Below are 15,970 nucleotides of genomic sequence, written 5' to 3' on the forward strand. Positions count from 1 at the left end.
TACAGCCTCAATTAACCCACGAGATTTTGTGGCTTACCAGCAACAAACCCTGCAATGTTATCCATCAGGATATCTGAGAGTTTTTGAATGGAACTGTCACTACCCCAAGCCACATGTGGTGTCAGCAGTAAATTAGGTAAGTGGCTGTTAGCCAATAGTGGATTAGAATTATCTGCAGGTTCTTGTGTAAACACATCCATACCCGCACCAGCAATCTCATTACTTTTCAAAGCTTCAACTAAGGCCTTCTCATCGACAAGTCCACCACGGCCAGCATTAATTAATACCGCACTTGATTTCATCATGATTAGCTCTCGCTCTGAAATCAGGTTTCGGGTCGCATCAGTTAATGGACAATGTAAGCTGATCGCATCCGCTTGCTGCAACACAGTATCAAAAGGCAAAAAGCCTTCGCGACAGGTGTCTGCCCCTTTACGCTCCGAAAAAATGACGTTCATGCCGATCGCTTTAGCCAATATCGCAGTCGCTTGCCCTAAGCTACCACTCCCTATTAAGCCCAATGTACTGCCTGCAACATCTTGAATCGGATGAGTAAAGAAGCAGAATTGTTTGTCCTTTTGCCACTCGCCCGCCTCGATATCTTGATGGTAACCAACGAGATTACGCTTTAACGTAAACAGCATTGCAATCACATGCTCTGGCACCGATTGAGTCGCGTAGCCCTGTACGTTAGCCACCGCGATGTTGTTGCTCTTACAATATTCGACATCGACATTATTCACACCTGTCGCAGAAACCGCGATCAGCTTAAGCTGTTGTGCTTGAGCTAAATTCGATTCGTTGAGCACCACCTTATTGGTAATAACCACATCAGCGCCTTCAATTCGTTCAAACACTTGCTCCGGCGAAGTAAAATCATACTCAACCCACTGATGTTCAAAGCTGAGAGGTTTTAAATGGATTTGAGATGGGATGGTGGCTCTGTCGAGAAAGACCACTTTCAACTTCGGCATTGTACGTCCTTGCATTGGTATTGATTTAACCATTCTAAGCTTTTAGCTTACTGTAGTCTGGAAGCTCTGGCGCAATTTCAAAGTGCTGCTCGATTTGTGGCGATGCTTGAGGGTAAAAATCACAAGGGACAAAGGCTTTGAACAGTTGGTTATTCTCTGGATGATAGAAGCTCAGTTCACACGCATGTAAAGCTAGCCGATCGCTATACTCAAAAGCTTCCGGCGTTGCGTAAAACTCATCGCCCACGATTGGATTCCCTATTTCCATACAATGCACACGCAACTGATGAGAGCGTCCTGTGATAGGCAGTAACTTCAATAAGGTCGTTTGAGCCTCTTGTTGCTCCACTACATAGCGAGTCAGAGATGGTTTACCATCGTCGAAACACACTTTCTGCTTCGGGCGATTCGGCCAGTCGCAAATAAGAGGAAGATCAATCAAACCTTCAGCTTGTTCCACTGAACCCCATACTCGCGCGTAATAGAGTTTGTGTGTCAGTCGATATTGAAATTGCTTCTTCAAATGACGCTCAGCTTGTTTGTGTTTAGCGAGCAACATCAAACCCGATGTCGACATATCCAGTCGATGTACAACCTGAATGTCCGCAAATTCGACAACCAACCGACTCCACATGCTGTCGTAGTGCTCAGGCAATCTACCCGGAACAGAAAGCAGCCCTGCAGGCTTGTTCACCACAAGAATATCGTCATCTTGATATACAATATCAGTCCACGGTTCACGTGGTGGTGTGTACTGCTCTAACGCCATTGAAGCCTCTTAATTGCTCAGGGAATTTTGATTTTCCACTTTATTTCGAGATTGCTTTATCTAGATAAGAATACAATCGAGCGCTAAGCTTTAACCAGCCACAGTTTAACCTAGCTTCAGATAAAAATAAGGCCTTCATGATGAAGGCCTTATATCGTTAAAGCATTTAGCTAATTCAAAACTAGTTGTGAGAAACCACAATCAAACGTAGCGAATCGAGCTGAACCTGAGCTTTGCTGATGTAACCGGTCAGTTCATTGATTTGAGCTTCGATAACCTCTAGCTCTTCATCACGAATGTTAGGGTTCACCGCTTTAAGCGCTTGTAGGCGTTCTAACTCACCGTTCAAGTTAGTTTGCATATCTTTCTGAGCTTGCTGACGAACTTCTTCAACCTTCGGCAGTACATGCGTCTCACCGGCTTCTATTAGCTTGTGAATCTCACCTTGTACCGAGTTCACTAGTTTGCTCGCTAGGTGACGGTTTACAGGGCTTAATTGACGGTTAAAGCTGTCGAACTCAACCTGAGCAGATAAGTCATTACCACGACCATCCATCATCAAACGAATCGGTGTCTTAGGTAAGAACTGGCTAATGCCACTGCGTTTAGGTGCTTGCGCATCCACAAGGTAAACCAGCTCAAGCAGGATAGTACCAACAGGTAGCGCTTTGTTTTTCAATAGCGATACTGCTGATGCACCGACACCTTCACTCAATAGCAGATCAATACCGCCCTGAATCATTGGGTGTTCCCAGCTAATGAAGTTCATGTCTTCACGAGAAAGCGCTGTTTCACGGTCAAACGTGATCGTTGCACCTTCATAAGGTAAGCCTGGATAGCTTGGCACCATCATATGTTCAGAAGGTGTCACGACTAACGCATTTTCACCCTTGTCATCTTGGTTCAGACCAATGGTGTCAAATAGGCTTAGAGCAAACGACACTAGGTTAGTATCACCATCGGTAGAAGCAATTTTATCTGCAATCTCATGGGCTTTATCGCCACCATTTGAATGCATTTCTAGTAGGCGATCTCGGCCTTTTTCTAGATCCGATTTCAGGCTTTGATTGAGCTTCGCTGACTCTTCAATCACTTCATCAAGCTGCTCGGTGTTACCAGAAGCCAGCATTTCGATCAGTACATCAGAATACTTATCGTAAACTGTGCGACCAGTAGGGCACGTCTCTGCGAATGCATTCAGGCCTTCATCGAACCAACGCGCTAGAATCGCTTGTGATGTGCCTTTTAAGTAAGGAACATGAATGTCGATATCACGCAGCTGACCGATACGGTCCAAACGACCAATACGTTGCTCAAGTAAGTCTGGGTTGAACGGAAGATCAAACATCACTAATTGGTTAGCGAACTGGAAGTTACGACCTTCAGAACCGATTTCGCTACAGATAAGCACCTGAGCGCCGCCCTCTTCTTGAGCAAAGTAAGCCGCAGCTTTATCACGCTCTAGAATCGACATGCCTTCGTGGAATACCGTTGCACGCACACCTTCACGCTCACGCAGTGCTTGCTCCAGTTGCAGAGCCGTACTCGCACGAGATGCGATCACTAGGATCTTTTCGCTGCGCTTATCTTGGATCTTTTCAATCAACCAGTTCACACGTGAATCGAACTGCCACCAGCTTGAGTCTTCACCTTCAAACTCTTGGAAGATCTCTTCTGGGTACAACATCTTTATCGCTCGAGCTTCTGGTGCCATCTTGCCACCGATCATGCCCGATACACGCATCGAGGTTGTGTACTGCGTTGGAATGTCCATCGGCAGTAGGTTTACATTACGCTTAGGGAAGCCTTTGATTGCAGCACGTGTGTTTCTGAAAAGAACACGACCTGTACCATGGCGATCCATAAGGTTATCAATCAGTTCTTGGCGAGCTAAGGCTTGCTCTTCTTCGCTGCTATCGCCCTCGATAACGCGGAATAGAGGCTCAACATCTTGCTCAGACAGAAGTTCTGTAATTTGGTTCTTCGCGCTGTTTTCAAGCTTCACGCCAGAGAACAATGCCGTTACTGCATCAGCAACAGGGGCATATTGGTCTTCTTCTTCAACAAATGCTTCGTAATCGTAGAAGCGATCAGGATCAAGCAGACGCAGACGTGCAAAGTGGCTCTCACGACCAAGCTGTTCAGGGGTCGCTGTCAGTAGCAGGACGCCAGATGTGTTTTCAGCTAAGCCTTCAACCACTTGGTATTCACGGCTCGGCTTGTCTTGGCTCCACTCAAGGTGGTGCGCTTCATCGACAACCAATAGATCCCACTCACCTTCAAGTGCTTGCTCGTAGCGCTTGCGGCTCTTGCGTAGGAAATCAAGTGAACACAGAACGTATTGCTGTGTATCGAATGGGTTATCTGATTCTGCGAAAGATTCTATGCAACGCTCTTCATCAAAGATAGAGAAGTGCAGGTTGAAACGGCGCATCATCTCTACTAACCACTGGTGTTGTAGAGTTTCAGGAACCACAATCAGAATACGTTCAGCACGGCCAGACAACACCTGTTGGTGGATGATCATGCCCGCTTCGATGGTTTTACCTAGGCCAACTTCATCAGCCAGTAAAACGCGCGGAGCGTGACGACGGCCCACTTCATGAGCAATGTACAGCTGATGAGGAATTAAGCCAGCACGCATGCCACACAAGCCGCGCATTGGGCTCTTGTGTTGTTGGTATTGATTGCTTAGCGCGCGGTAACGCAGCACAAAGTTATCCATACGGTCGATTTGACCTGCGTACAGCTTATCTTGTGGCTTGTTAAAGCGGATCTGGTTACTTAAAAAGATTTCACGCAGAGTCACCTCTGTCTCTTGAGTATCTTCACGAGTACCCAAATAAGTCAGTAGCCCTTTATCTTCGATAACTTCTTCAACAGATAAAGACCAACCTTCTTGGCATTCGATGACATCGCCTACATTGAACGCCACTCGGGTTACGGGAGCATCTGTGCGTGCATAGACGCGATTTTCTTCTGACGCAGCAAACATTACTGTTACTGTGCGAGCATCCATTGCTACAACGGTACCTAAACCTAAATCGCTCTCCGTATCGCTTATCCAGCGTTGCCCCAAAGCAAATGTCATGAATCGACTACCTCAATCTTATAGTTGGAATTTGGTCTTTCTAACTGCAATTTCAAACAAGAACGTTATTGCTCTTGAACTAAAAATATAGCCAAAAATGCCTAGTTTGCAGCCACTTTTTAAGTGCGCACTTAATAATAAATATCTTGAGAAAATGGTGCAGAAAAAGGTCGCTAATCTTACTCGATGCTGTGATTTAGGTCACGCCTAAAGGAGACGATTTCATACTTTTTTTCTGTTTTCATAAGTGCAATCAAACTGTCAAAAAATCATGGTTATTCTATGGAGAACAGAATGCAGCTCTCAAATGAAGTTTAAGTGAGTTGTTGACTATCACTAGAATCAGATACTAACCTTTATGTGAGCTTAATCTACGTTCAATGAATGCAAGGCAAGCCGCACGTCGGCAAGGAGATGCTATGGGCGAGACCAACCGGAAGCTATTTGTTTTAGACACCAATATCCTACTTCACGAACCCTTCGCTATATTTTCTTTCCAAGAGCACGATGTCGTTATCCCAATGACAGTGCTAGAAGAACTCGACAGAATCAAAGACAGCAAAAGAGATGTTGCTCGAGATGCGAGAATTGCGATTCGAACTCTCGAAGACTTATTCAGGGAAGCCACACCAGACCAAATATCTGAAGGCATCCCTTTTTCTAAAGACATAAACGCATCTGGCAGTATTTCAATACTCGCTGACTACGAACTTCAAGAAAGCATCAAAGCCTTCGCCGATGACAAAGCTGGCGATAACCGAATCCTCAACGCAGTCCTCTATCTTCAAAATAAACGCGCGCCACGCGAAGTGGTTCTTATCACCAAAGACATCAACATGCGTTTACGAGCCAAAGGCGCCGGTGTCCGTTTTGTTGAAGACTATCAAACCGACCAATTGATTGATGATATCCAATACCTCACCAAAGGCTTCCAACAACTGGAAGGCTCATTTTGGGATGGTATCGATAATGTCGAGAGCAGAAGTTTAGGCGGAAAGACGCTGCACACCTTAGCAAGAGCGCCGTTCGAGCCAACCTTTCTCAACCAGTATGTGATTGACGAAGAAAGTGACTTTGCCGCTCGAGTCGAAGAGATTGAAACTGAAAGCATTACACTAAGAGACCTCAGTCGCGAAAGACTAATGAATCGCAGAGCATGGGACATCACACCCAAAAACGTATACCAAGGTATGGCGATCGATGCCCTGCTCGACCCTGATATTGATCTGGTGATTCTCACTGGCGCTGCTGGTAGTGGTAAGACACTGTTAGCCATGGCTGCTGCACTTGAACAAACGATTGAACGTAAACAGTTCGATAAGATCATCGTAACCCGAAACACACCTGATATAGGTGAGTCGATAGGGTTTCTTCCGGGTACAGAGGAAGAGAAGATGTTGCCTTGGTTAGCTGCAGTGACTGATACACTGGAAGCGCTGCACAAGAACGATCACTGCACAGAAGGCTCGATGAAGTACATCTGTGATAAAGCCAATATCCAGTTCAAATCGATTAACTTTATGCGTGGCCGTTCAATTCAGAATGCATTTGTGCTTTTGGATGAGTGTCAGAACCTGACCGCTTCACAAATCAAAACCATCATCACCCGTTGTGGTGAAGGGACCAAAATTGTCTGCTCAGGTAACCTAGCGCAGATAGATTCTTCTTACTTAACCCCTGTGACTTCAGGCTTAACCTACATGGTTGAGCGTTTTAAAAACTTCGAAGGCAGTGCCAACATCCACCTCAATGGTGTGGTGCGTAGCCGACTGGCTGAGTTCGCGGAAGAGAACATGTAGACTCTGCGCGCTCACAGAACCAGTAACCCATAAGCAAAGAACAAAAAGCAAAAAGCGCCTCACAATAGAGTAATGCCGATCGTTTAAGAAGACTTGAACGATCTTGCAGTTAGCAGATAATCCCCATCAACAACGTTGATGGGGATTTTTTATGCTTGAACAAGAATTAGCAATGGCACACGAGACCATTGAAGATGCCGACAATTATGAATCTGTCGTCGACGCCATTCAGATTGAGTGGATAGAACAAGCTCTTCTTGAAACCAATAAAGCGAGCATAAGACGACGCCGACTTCCCGCTCAGCAAGCTGTCTGGTTAGTTATTTGGATGGGGCTGCAACGCAACATGTCTATCAAAGAGGTATGCAGTTCATTAGACATTGCACTTCAGCCTAAACCTGAAGATAGCTGGTCTCGTGTTGCACCCAGTGTCCTAACTGATTCACGCCGACGTCTAGATGAGAGTCCGTTAGCGGCTCTGTTTCACACAACGGTAAAGGCTTGGAACGGAGATATCCTTCAACAAGACAAAGACTTAGAGCTTAATGTTCTTGCTGTCGATGGAACAACATTTCGGTGTCAGGATTCCCCAGAGAACGCTGAACAATTTGGGTTCATCTCCAAAAAATTGAAACCTTACCCTCAACTTCGTTTAGTCGCTTTGATGTCAACAGAAACTCGAATGATTATGGGGGCGGCTTTTGATGGTTGTCATGTCGGTGAAACGACCTTAGCTAAGCGCCTATTCAATGACATCCCCGCACACTCATTGACCTTATTTGATCGTTGTTATTTCTCGGCAGACCTTTTGCTGTCCTGGCAAGAGAGTGCGGAAAATGCGCACTGGTTAATGCCTGCAAAACGTAAACTACGCTATGAAGTGTTGGAGAAATATGCGGAGAACGACATGCTTATCTCAATGCCTATCTCTCCTCAAGCTCAACGGCAGAATCCGAATTTACCCGCACGTTGGGAAGCCAGATTAGTCCTATATCAAGAGCCAAAAGGTGAGATAAAAGGTTTTATTACTTCACTTACAGACCCTAGTAAATACTCGCTAGAAAGCCTGCTGCGTATTTATTGGCAACGCTGGGAGATAGAAGAAGGTTATGGTGAAATTAAACAGACTCAACTGCAAAGTCACGTCACTTTACGAAGTCGTTTTTCTGCCGGTGTGAAGCAAGAGCTTTGGGGCGTATTACTTGCCTATAACTTAGTGCGATTAGAGATGGTTAAGATAGCTTCAGAAGCCGGGGTTCGAGCGACTAGGGTCAGTTTTACCGCCGCAATTAACCTTATTGATGCGCAATTACGTTGGTTAGCTTTAAGTCCAGACGGAACTCTACCTGTAAAACTGAAAAGGATGAGAGAAAGTTTGAGTCACTTCATTCTTCCAGATAAAAGAAAGGACCGAACGTTTCCACGTTCAGTCCTCTTTGTCCCAGCCAAATATCCGTTCAGATTCAAGCAGTAATGCTTATCCGAACGGCATTACCTCACAATAGAGGCGCTTTTCAATTTATCTTTATAGTGATTTTTCAGAGGCTAATCTGCTTTACTCAGTACCACCGACGGTTAGCGAGTCTAGCTTCAATGTTGGCTGACCAACACCCACTGGCACACTTTGACCAGCCTTACCACACACACCAACACCACGGTCAATGCTTAGGTCATTACCGACCATAGACACCTGCTGCATTGCTTCGATACCAGAACCGATCAACGTCGCGCCCTTCACTGGGTGAGTGATCTTGCCGTTTTCAATCATGTACGCTTCAGAAGCTGAGAACACAAACTTACCTGATGTGATATCAACCTGACCGCCACCGAAGTTCGGTGCGTAGATGCCTTTCTCAACCGTTGCAATGATCTCTTCCGGTGTGTGTTGGCCCGGCAGCATGTATGTATTCGTCATACGTGGCATTGGAAGATGCGCGTAAGACTCACGACGACCATTACCTGTCGGAGCAACACCCATTAGACGAGCATTCAGCTTGTCTTGCATGTAACCTTTTAGGATGCCATTTTCGATTAGCGTATTGTACTGACCGTTAACACCTTCATCATCCACATTCAATGAACCACGAAGATCCGTTAATGTACCGTCATCAACAATCGTACATAGGCTTGATGTAACTTGCTCGCCGATCTTGCCAGAAAATACTGAAGACTCTTTACGGTTGAAATCACCTTCTAAACCGTGGCCTACCGCTTCATGCAGTAGAACGCCCGGCCAACCAGAACCAAGAACCACAGGCATTGCACCAGCAGGCGCAGCAACCGCTTCAAGGTTAACTAATGCCTGGCGAATCGCTTCATCAGCGAATTGGTAAGCAACTTGAGAACCGTTGGCATCACTTAAGAAGAAATCGTAACCAAAACGACCACCGCCACCGGCACTGCCACGTTCACGACGATCGCCTTTCTGTGCCAGTACGCTGATAGATAAACGAACAAGCGGGCGAATATCACCAGCGAAAGTACCATCAGTTGCCGCAACAAGCATCTGTTCATGTACACCACTTAGGCTTACCGATACTTCAGTCACCATAGGCTCTTTAGTACGAATGTAAGCATCAAGCGCTTTAAGTAATTCTGTCTTTTGCTGTTTTTCCCAGCTTGCTAGCGGGTTAACTGCATCATAGTAAGCTTGGTTAGAGTTACGCTTGAAAGCTTGTACCTTACCGTTTTGGCCTTGCTTAGCGATACCGCGAGCCGCGATTGCACTCTGTTTAAGGCCATCCAATTGGATTTGGTCAGAGTAAGCAAAACCGGTTTTTTCACCAGAGACCGCTCGTACACCAAGACCACAATCGATATTGAAAGAGCCGTCTTTAATAATACTGTCTTCTAGCACTAAAGATTCGTGCCAGCTTGACTGAAAGTAGATATCAGCATAATCAATTTGGCGGGTAGCAATGCTCGCCAATGTATCTGCGATGTTTTGCTCCGTCAGCCCTGTTGGGTTCAGTAGCGCTTCTTCAATTTGATTGATGCTCATAAATGGCTCTTATTTGTAATTAAAATTGATTGGTAAATCGAGAATGCTGCGCAATTGGCATATTTTGCCTGATTGATTCGCAACTGGATGTGTCTATCTCAACCACCATACTTTTAGGATCTTGGTCTAGCTGTGCAACCACTCGTCCCCATGGATCAACCACCATTGAGTGTCCCCATGTTTCTCTTTGGCAAGGGTGATTTCCGCCTTGCCCTACCGCGATAATCCACGATTGCGTTTCGATCGCGCGGCATCTTAATAATGCTTCCCAGTGAGCTTGCCCTGTTACTGCGGTAAAAGCTGCCGGTACCACTATGATTTGTGCACCTTGCTTGCGTAACTCTGAATACAAGTGCGGAAAGCGCACATCATAACAAATACTCAAACCTAAGCGACCAAAAGGCGTTTCCGTTGTTACCACTCGGTCACCGGGCGTGAAAATATCCGATTCTCGATAGCACTTATGTGCATCAGCAACATCCACATCAAACATGTGTAACTTATCGTAATGGGCCACTAGACAACCAAAATCATCAATCACCAAGGTTGTGGTAGTCACGCCTTTAGCTGTGCTTATCGGCATACTGCCAATAACAATCCAAATTCGGTAAAGCTTTGCTAGCTCAGAGACTTTCTTTTGCAGTGGGCCATCATTTAGAGGCTCAGCATACTGGTGATAGTCGGCTTTACTGCCAAAGACTAACGCGTTTTCAGGGCACACAACCCACTTAGCCCCCAACTCTTTGCACTTTGCTACTTCTTGAGCAAGATAATCAAAGTTCAAGTCAGGGCGAGGGCCTGATGTCATTTGAATCAACCCAACACAATCCATGTGTATCGCTCCTCCATTCATTATGATTCAGAAATCAGCATTTCACCGTATATTAGCTGATTAGGATACTAAGGTCTTTTCGGCTAATTTAAGGTTCATTTGGCTAATTTAAGGCTTATTCGGCCAATTTAAGGCTTATTCGGCCAATTTTCTGAGTTTTTCTGGTAGCTGGAATTCTCCAGAACTGCGAGAAAGTTCGCTCACTGTCGGTGAATCCAACGGCCCTTTCACCGAATAATTAACTTGGGTGAAGACTTCAACAACCGGTGAAATAACCGTCGTCACCGCTAACACGTATAGCGCCGTTTGAGGCGTTACCGCAAAGGCCGTTAATACTGGAATCCCGGAGGTGATATCTGGGGTAAAGTTCACTTCAGCATCGACCTGGCGCGTGTTGAGGTTGGCGATACCTTTTATTTTCATCTCACCGGCGACTGCGTCCATATTGAGATCATTGGTCAGGAAGATACCATTTTGAATCTCGCCTGTACCTGTGATGCTGTTGAATGCCATGCCATTATCAAATACGTCCGAGAAATCGAGCTGCATCTTCCGGATAATCGAATCTAGGCTAAATAGCCCCAGCAATCGAGCTGCCCCACTCACATCCGAGATAATACCTTTACCAAACTTGGTTTTTACGTTGCCATCAAGGGTATCCATTTTGATCCCCCAAGGCGAGCCATCCCAATTCAATTGACCTTCTAACTCAAAGGGCGCTTTTTGAATCCCGGAAGTAATACCGAAGCGTTCCATTAACTCGCTGTTGTTTTCACCTTCAACATCAAGAGTTAGCGATGAATGACTCTTATCGCCTTGCAACTCCCACCAGCCACTGATATCCGCTTTGTTGCCGCCGCTTCGAACCTGGATCTTATTCCACTCAATTCGATTTTCCTTCCTCGTCATTTCAACATCGACCTTGCCAACCTTGTACCCTTGTAGCCAGAAGTCGTTCAGGGTCAGCGTCAAATTCGGCATCGCATCATGGATCTTTCTATCCAACTCAGAGATCAATGGTGCTTCTTGCGCCTTACGTTGTAGGAGTTGCTCTTGGTTTTCCTTGTCACTCCATTCAGGAACAAACAGATGCAGGCGATCCAATGAAACCGTCAAATCATAAGGAGGCAAGTAATTGATATCCCCTTCTAGCTCTTGACTAGAGACTTCCATTTGCCACGCCTTTTTGTTCTTTCGAGCGCTAAAGTCGACATCATTCCAAGAAATACCACCTAAAATCAGTTCCTTACTTTCAAAGGTGATGCGACTAGGGGCTGGGATAGTTGGCGTGTTCATCTGACTAAGGGCAGCATCCGATGGTTGCACAGGCTCCATGACCACTGACAGCCAGTCATCGGCATTGAACTTGTCAGTACGAATCAAGGCATGATGGCCGACCACGGGACTAATTTTGTAGCCACCACGACCAAGGACTAAATTGGTCGCCGTTAATTCAGGAACATCGCCGGAAATATCAATCTCAGCTTGGTATTTAGTGCTCGGCAATTGCAGACGCGCGGTAATCGATTCTTGATTGCCCGAGGCTTGTAGCCTTGCCGAACCACTTTCTAATGACTTTTTGGCTAATGGGTATGGGTAATCACTCGCTAAGTATTTGAGGTCTGACTGTAAGTCGAGTTGGTAAGTAAAACCAATATCATTAAGCTGAATATCGATCTGGCTTTGCCATTGTGCATGACCCGACAAACGGCTTAACCACTGCTCTCCGACATAAGGTTTTAGAGGATTGACGTCCCAATCACCTAACACATCAAGATCCACTGCATAGCCAGGTCCATCATTAAGACCTTTAAAATCAACCGAGATGCCTTGATCAAGTAAATCGGCTGCAAGACCACTTGCTGTCACGATATCATTATCAAATTCAATACGACCAGTGGTGTTCTCTAGCACCATTGGTGGAGCTTCAATCTCAACATGGTTACCACTCAGATCTGCATATCCCCACGCTCTAGGTTCTTGTTCAGAATCAAACGGAATATTAAGCTGGAACTCAGAAGAGACATCACCACTCACTTTAAGTGCGGTTAACGCAGCACCCACAGAATCTACGAGTGGCGAAGCAGTCATGTAATTTCGAACTGCATTACCAGACGCCGTTGCTTTAGCTTCAATTTCGATATGACCACCTTCCCCTAAATAAGGAATACGACCAGTAATTCGATCTGCCGTCACATCCATCAGTTGAGCTGAGCGAGAGTCTAAATACATCGCATCATCTTCAAACAACAGATCAAGTTGAAGGTCGGTTATCAAGGGCCACGCGGTATCGAAGCTGAACTTAGCATCTTCTAACCGAGCCCAAACTTGGAAAACACCATCATGATTGGTATACGGGTATTGAGCTAATTCACCATGCCACAGTAATTTAACAGTGTCGGCTTTGCCCGCTTGAATCGCCGTAGAAAGGTAATCGGTTAAGTCTTGGCCAAGTGCCAATGTCGGTAAATAGCGCCATGTTTCACCGACGTTGTAAGCGTCTGCTTCGCCATAAAAAGAAAGGTAAGGGCTAGCGTCATTTGGAAAGTCCAAGCGAAATGCGCCTAGTACTTGTAAATCTGGCGTGGCTGCGGTGATTTTATCCGACCAAAGCTTCCAACCGTTTTCATCCTGCTGCCAAACAATGTCAACCTGACCTTGTTTGATATTTAGAGGGGCTTGGAAAACATCGCCATAAGGAAATACATCATCAATAACATGTAAGCTGGCTTTCGCTTCAGATGCAGAACCAAAAACACTGCCAGACACTTGGCTAAAGCCTGGAACTAACTCCCATTGCTCGATAGCCATATCAGAAAAACTCGCAGAATAACGCAAGCTTTCGATGCCTGAACCCATGGAGACGCGAATGTCAGAAACCAAACCGCCTGGAGCCAACGAGCTCATCATTTGCGTGGATTGTTCGGAATCTGGTAACAGCTTAATCAACGGAGTAATGGCTGCAATGTCCAACTCAGAAACGTTGAGCTGCCACGGGCCTTTATTCCACTTAAGTGCGACATCGAGTTCTGGCCAAGGCCTGTCATCCGTTCTTAGATTTAGTGAGTGACCATTTACCTGCCATCCACCATCAATTGGTGATAATTTAAAAACACCCGACTCAAGCATCAAGTCATGTTGACCATCTTCATTCCAAGTCAGTTCTGAAGGTAATACCTCAACATAAGCGCTAACTGGCTTGCTATTTCGTAGCGTTAGCCAGCTATTCAAGCTCACCGTGCCCGTCTCAATGCCGGATTCTGCCTGCATATAACGAGTTAACCAAGGCATTACTGAGATACTATCCGCGCTGACATAAAACTCGCCCGTCATATCAGTTAAAGAACCACCATCAACAAAGTTAGCACTTACTGACAAAGAGTTGAGATTAGCGTCTTTAATACTTACTACACCCTCCGCAAGGTGATGTTTACCTGAGTTTTGCCATTTTAAAGTTTCGATATCAAGCTGACGTTCTTCACCAGAGATAGTGCGATATAGAAGAGAAGAATCTTTAGCGGTCACATCCACCAAAGTTTTTAGAAGTAAATTGTCCAGCTCCTGTATGACTCGCTTGGAAGAGCCGGGGTCTTTAGGTTCATCTTTACCGTTTTGCCCGGCAAATAGATCAATTGAGCGGATGTCGAGATACATTTGATTCATGACTAAGTCGGCCACAACCGGACGCATCTGCACGACCGATTGAATCAAGTCAAACTCAACTTCAACACGCTCAACAGAGAAAGCCACATCTTCTGCGTTGGGAAGGCTAGCCTTAACACCTTGCAGAGCAATAGAGGGGTGAGTGTTACGCCAAAAACCACCCACATCTTGAATAGAAAAATCAAAACCGGAATGTTGGTTTACCCAAAGCTCAATTTCAGATTGATACTTATTTAAATTGGGTAAGGCTACACGCAGTGTAGTGACAGCAATGGCTAGTGTTACTAAGAGAGTAACCACTAGCCATAGACATGTACGCAGAATCAGAGTAACGCTTGAACTCACAAAATATCCATTACATCATAACAACATCAAACTGCTCTTGTATGTACAGAGGTTCAGCCTGGATTTTAACTTGCTTACCAATAAAGACTTCAAGCTCAGCAAGCGCATGAGATTCATCACCTTCTAACGCCTCGGCAACGGCAGCCGCCGCATAAACAACAAACTTATCGGCGTCATACGCGCGATTCACTCGTGTGATCTCTCGAAGAATTTCATAACAAACGGTTTCAACTGTCTTCACACTGCCGCGACCTTCACAAGCAGGGCAGCTAGAACACAAAATATGCTCAATACTTTCACGAGTACGTTTACGAGTCATCTCAACTAAGCCAAGCTGTGTGAAGCCATTAATATTGGTTTTCACTCGGTCTTTGTCTAATGCAGCCTCTAAAGAGGTGAGTACTCGCTTACGGTGTTCTTCAGACAGCATATCAATAAAATCGATAATGATGATGCCGCCTAAATTACGAAGGCGAAGCTGACGAGCAATAGCTTGTGTCGCTTCGACGTTAGTATTGAAAATCGTCTCTTCTAGATTACGACGACCAACAAAGGCGCCAGTATTGATATCAACAGTGGTCATCGCTTCTGTTTGGTCGATAATCAGATACCCACCAGACTTCAATTCGACTTTGCGATCCAATGAACGTTGAATTTCGTTCTCGGTATCGTACATATCAAAGATAGGCTTATCACCTTCATACAACTCAAGCTTGTCTGTTAGCTCAGGCACGTATTCAGAAGTAAACTCTTTTAGGTTTTCATATTCTAGACGAGAATCGACCTGAATCTTGCTCAGCTCAGTACCGACAAAGTCACGTAAGATACGTTGGCTTAAGCACAACTCACCATACAAGCGAGTACGAGCTTTGTGCTTACCACGACGTTCTAACACCTTTAACCATAATCGCTTCAAGAATGCGGCATCTTGCGCCAACTCATTTGAATCTGCGCCTTCTGCTGCCGTGCGGATGATGAAGCCACCGTGCTCGTCACAGTAACGAGACACGACTTTTTTTAGGCGGTTGCGTTCTGACTCACTATCAATTCTCTGAGAAACACCAACGTGGCTTGCGCCCGGCATGAATACCAGATAACGAGATGGTAAAGTAATGTCAGTGGTTAGACGGGCACCTTTGGTACCAAGAGGATCTTTGACCACTTGAACGACAATATCTTGCCCTTGGCGAACAAGCTCTGAAATATCACGAACCTGAAATTGCTTCTTTTCATTCTCAGCAACACATTCAGTGTGGGGGACAATATCAGAGGCGTGCAAAAAAGCTGCTTTATCAAGGCCAATATCCACAAATGCCGCCTGCATTCCAGGCAAAACACGGCTTACACGTCCTTTGTAGATATTTCCTACGATCCCGCGTCGAGCATCTCGTTCGACATGGATCTCTTGAAGAGCTCCCCCTTCAATCATGGCCACACGAGTCTCACTCGGGGTCACGTTCAGCAACAATTCAGCACTCATGGTGCACCTCAGATTA

9 protein-coding genes are annotated in these 15,970 nt (G+C 45.6%); 2 read left to right on the plus strand and 7 right to left on the minus strand.

Annotated features, from left to right (window positions below; all coding sequences use genetic code 11):
• Window positions 1-11 precede the first annotated feature (11 nt).
• The 3 genes from OCV44_RS12680 to rapA all read right to left on the minus strand — a co-directional run bounded on the left by OCV44_RS12680 (window position 12) and on the right by rapA (window position 4,834).
• Window positions 12-974, minus strand: coding sequence for a D-2-hydroxyacid dehydrogenase (locus tag OCV44_RS12680; protein ID WP_139686060.1), 963 nt, complete (start codon window positions 972-974; stop codon window positions 12-14).
• Window positions 975-1,008: 34 nt separating this feature from the next.
• A complete protein-coding gene (locus tag OCV44_RS12685; RefSeq protein WP_139686061.1) occupies window positions 1,009-1,743 on the minus strand; it encodes a pseudouridine synthase in 735 nt (244 codons plus the stop codon).
• Window positions 1,744-1,924: 181 nt separating this feature from the next.
• Window positions 1,925-4,834: an RNA polymerase-associated protein RapA gene (rapA, locus tag OCV44_RS12690; protein WP_139686062.1), complete on the minus strand. Its 2,910-nt coding sequence runs from the start codon at window positions 4,832-4,834 to the stop codon at window positions 1,925-1,927.
• A 419-nt stretch (window positions 4,835-5,253) separates the two neighbouring features.
• Here rapA and OCV44_RS12695 point away from each other — a divergent pair, with 419 nt between their 5' ends.
• Both OCV44_RS12695 and OCV44_RS12700 read left to right on the plus strand, forming a co-directional pair.
• Complete coding sequence (locus tag OCV44_RS12695; protein ID WP_009847842.1) at window positions 5,254-6,633, plus strand: PhoH family protein; 1,380 nt, start codon at window positions 5,254-5,256, stop codon at window positions 6,631-6,633.
• Window positions 6,634-6,784: 151 nt separating this feature from the next.
• On the plus strand, window positions 6,785-8,107 hold the full coding sequence (locus tag OCV44_RS12700; protein WP_261900919.1) for an IS4-like element ISVbsp1 family transposase: 1,323 nt from the start codon (window positions 6,785-6,787) through the stop codon (window positions 8,105-8,107).
• A gap of 81 nt (window positions 8,108-8,188) precedes the next feature.
• Here OCV44_RS12700 and tldD read toward each other — a convergent pair whose 3' ends face one another.
• From tldD to rng, 4 genes are all read right to left on the minus strand, one after another.
• Window positions 8,189-9,634, minus strand: a complete 1,446-nt coding sequence (gene tldD, locus OCV44_RS12705; RefSeq protein WP_139685687.1) for a metalloprotease TldD — start codon at window positions 9,632-9,634, stop codon at window positions 8,189-8,191.
• Between the two features lie 19 nt (window positions 9,635-9,653).
• Window positions 9,654-10,466 (minus strand): carbon-nitrogen hydrolase family protein, encoded by an 813-nt coding sequence (locus tag OCV44_RS12710; protein ID WP_017098898.1) that lies wholly within the window; start codon window positions 10,464-10,466, stop codon window positions 9,654-9,656.
• Window positions 10,467-10,601: 135 nt separating this feature from the next.
• Window positions 10,602-14,474, minus strand: coding sequence for a YhdP family protein (locus tag OCV44_RS12715; RefSeq protein WP_139685686.1), 3,873 nt, complete (start codon window positions 14,472-14,474; stop codon window positions 10,602-10,604).
• A 10-nt stretch (window positions 14,475-14,484) separates the two neighbouring features.
• Window positions 14,485-15,954, minus strand: coding sequence for a ribonuclease G (gene rng / locus OCV44_RS12720; RefSeq protein ID WP_139685685.1), 1,470 nt, complete (start codon window positions 15,952-15,954; stop codon window positions 14,485-14,487).
• Window positions 15,955-15,970 lie beyond the last annotated feature (16 nt).

The organism is Vibrio tasmaniensis (assembly GCF_024347635.1).
GTDB lineage: Bacteria > Pseudomonadota > Gammaproteobacteria > Enterobacterales > Vibrionaceae > Vibrio > Vibrio tasmaniensis.

Excerpts from the sequence above, each read along its gene's own strand:
- rapA (WP_139686062.1), bottom strand. The coding sequence starts at position 4,834 with ATGACATTTGCTTTGGGGCAACGCTGGATAAGCGATACGGAGAGCGAT.
- OCV44_RS12700 (WP_261900919.1), top strand. The coding sequence starts at position 6,785 with ATGCTTGAACAAGAATTAGCAATGGCACACGAGACCATTGAAGATGCC.
- OCV44_RS12680 (WP_139686060.1), bottom strand. The coding sequence starts at position 974 with ATGCCGAAGTTGAAAGTGGTCTTTCTCGACAGAGCCACCATCCCATCT.
- OCV44_RS12695 (WP_009847842.1), top strand. The coding sequence starts at position 5,254 with ATGGGCGAGACCAACCGGAAGCTATTTGTTTTAGACACCAATATCCTA.
- tldD (WP_139685687.1), bottom strand. The coding sequence starts at position 9,634 with ATGAGCATCAATCAAATTGAAGAAGCGCTACTGAACCCAACAGGGCTG.
- OCV44_RS12685 (WP_139686061.1), bottom strand. The coding sequence starts at position 1,743 with ATGGCGTTAGAGCAGTACACACCACCACGTGAACCGTGGACTGATATT.
- rng (WP_139685685.1), bottom strand. The coding sequence starts at position 15,954 with ATGAGTGCTGAATTGTTGCTGAACGTGACCCCGAGTGAGACTCGTGTG.
- OCV44_RS12710 (WP_017098898.1), bottom strand. The coding sequence starts at position 10,466 with ATGGATTGTGTTGGGTTGATTCAAATGACATCAGGCCCTCGCCCTGAC.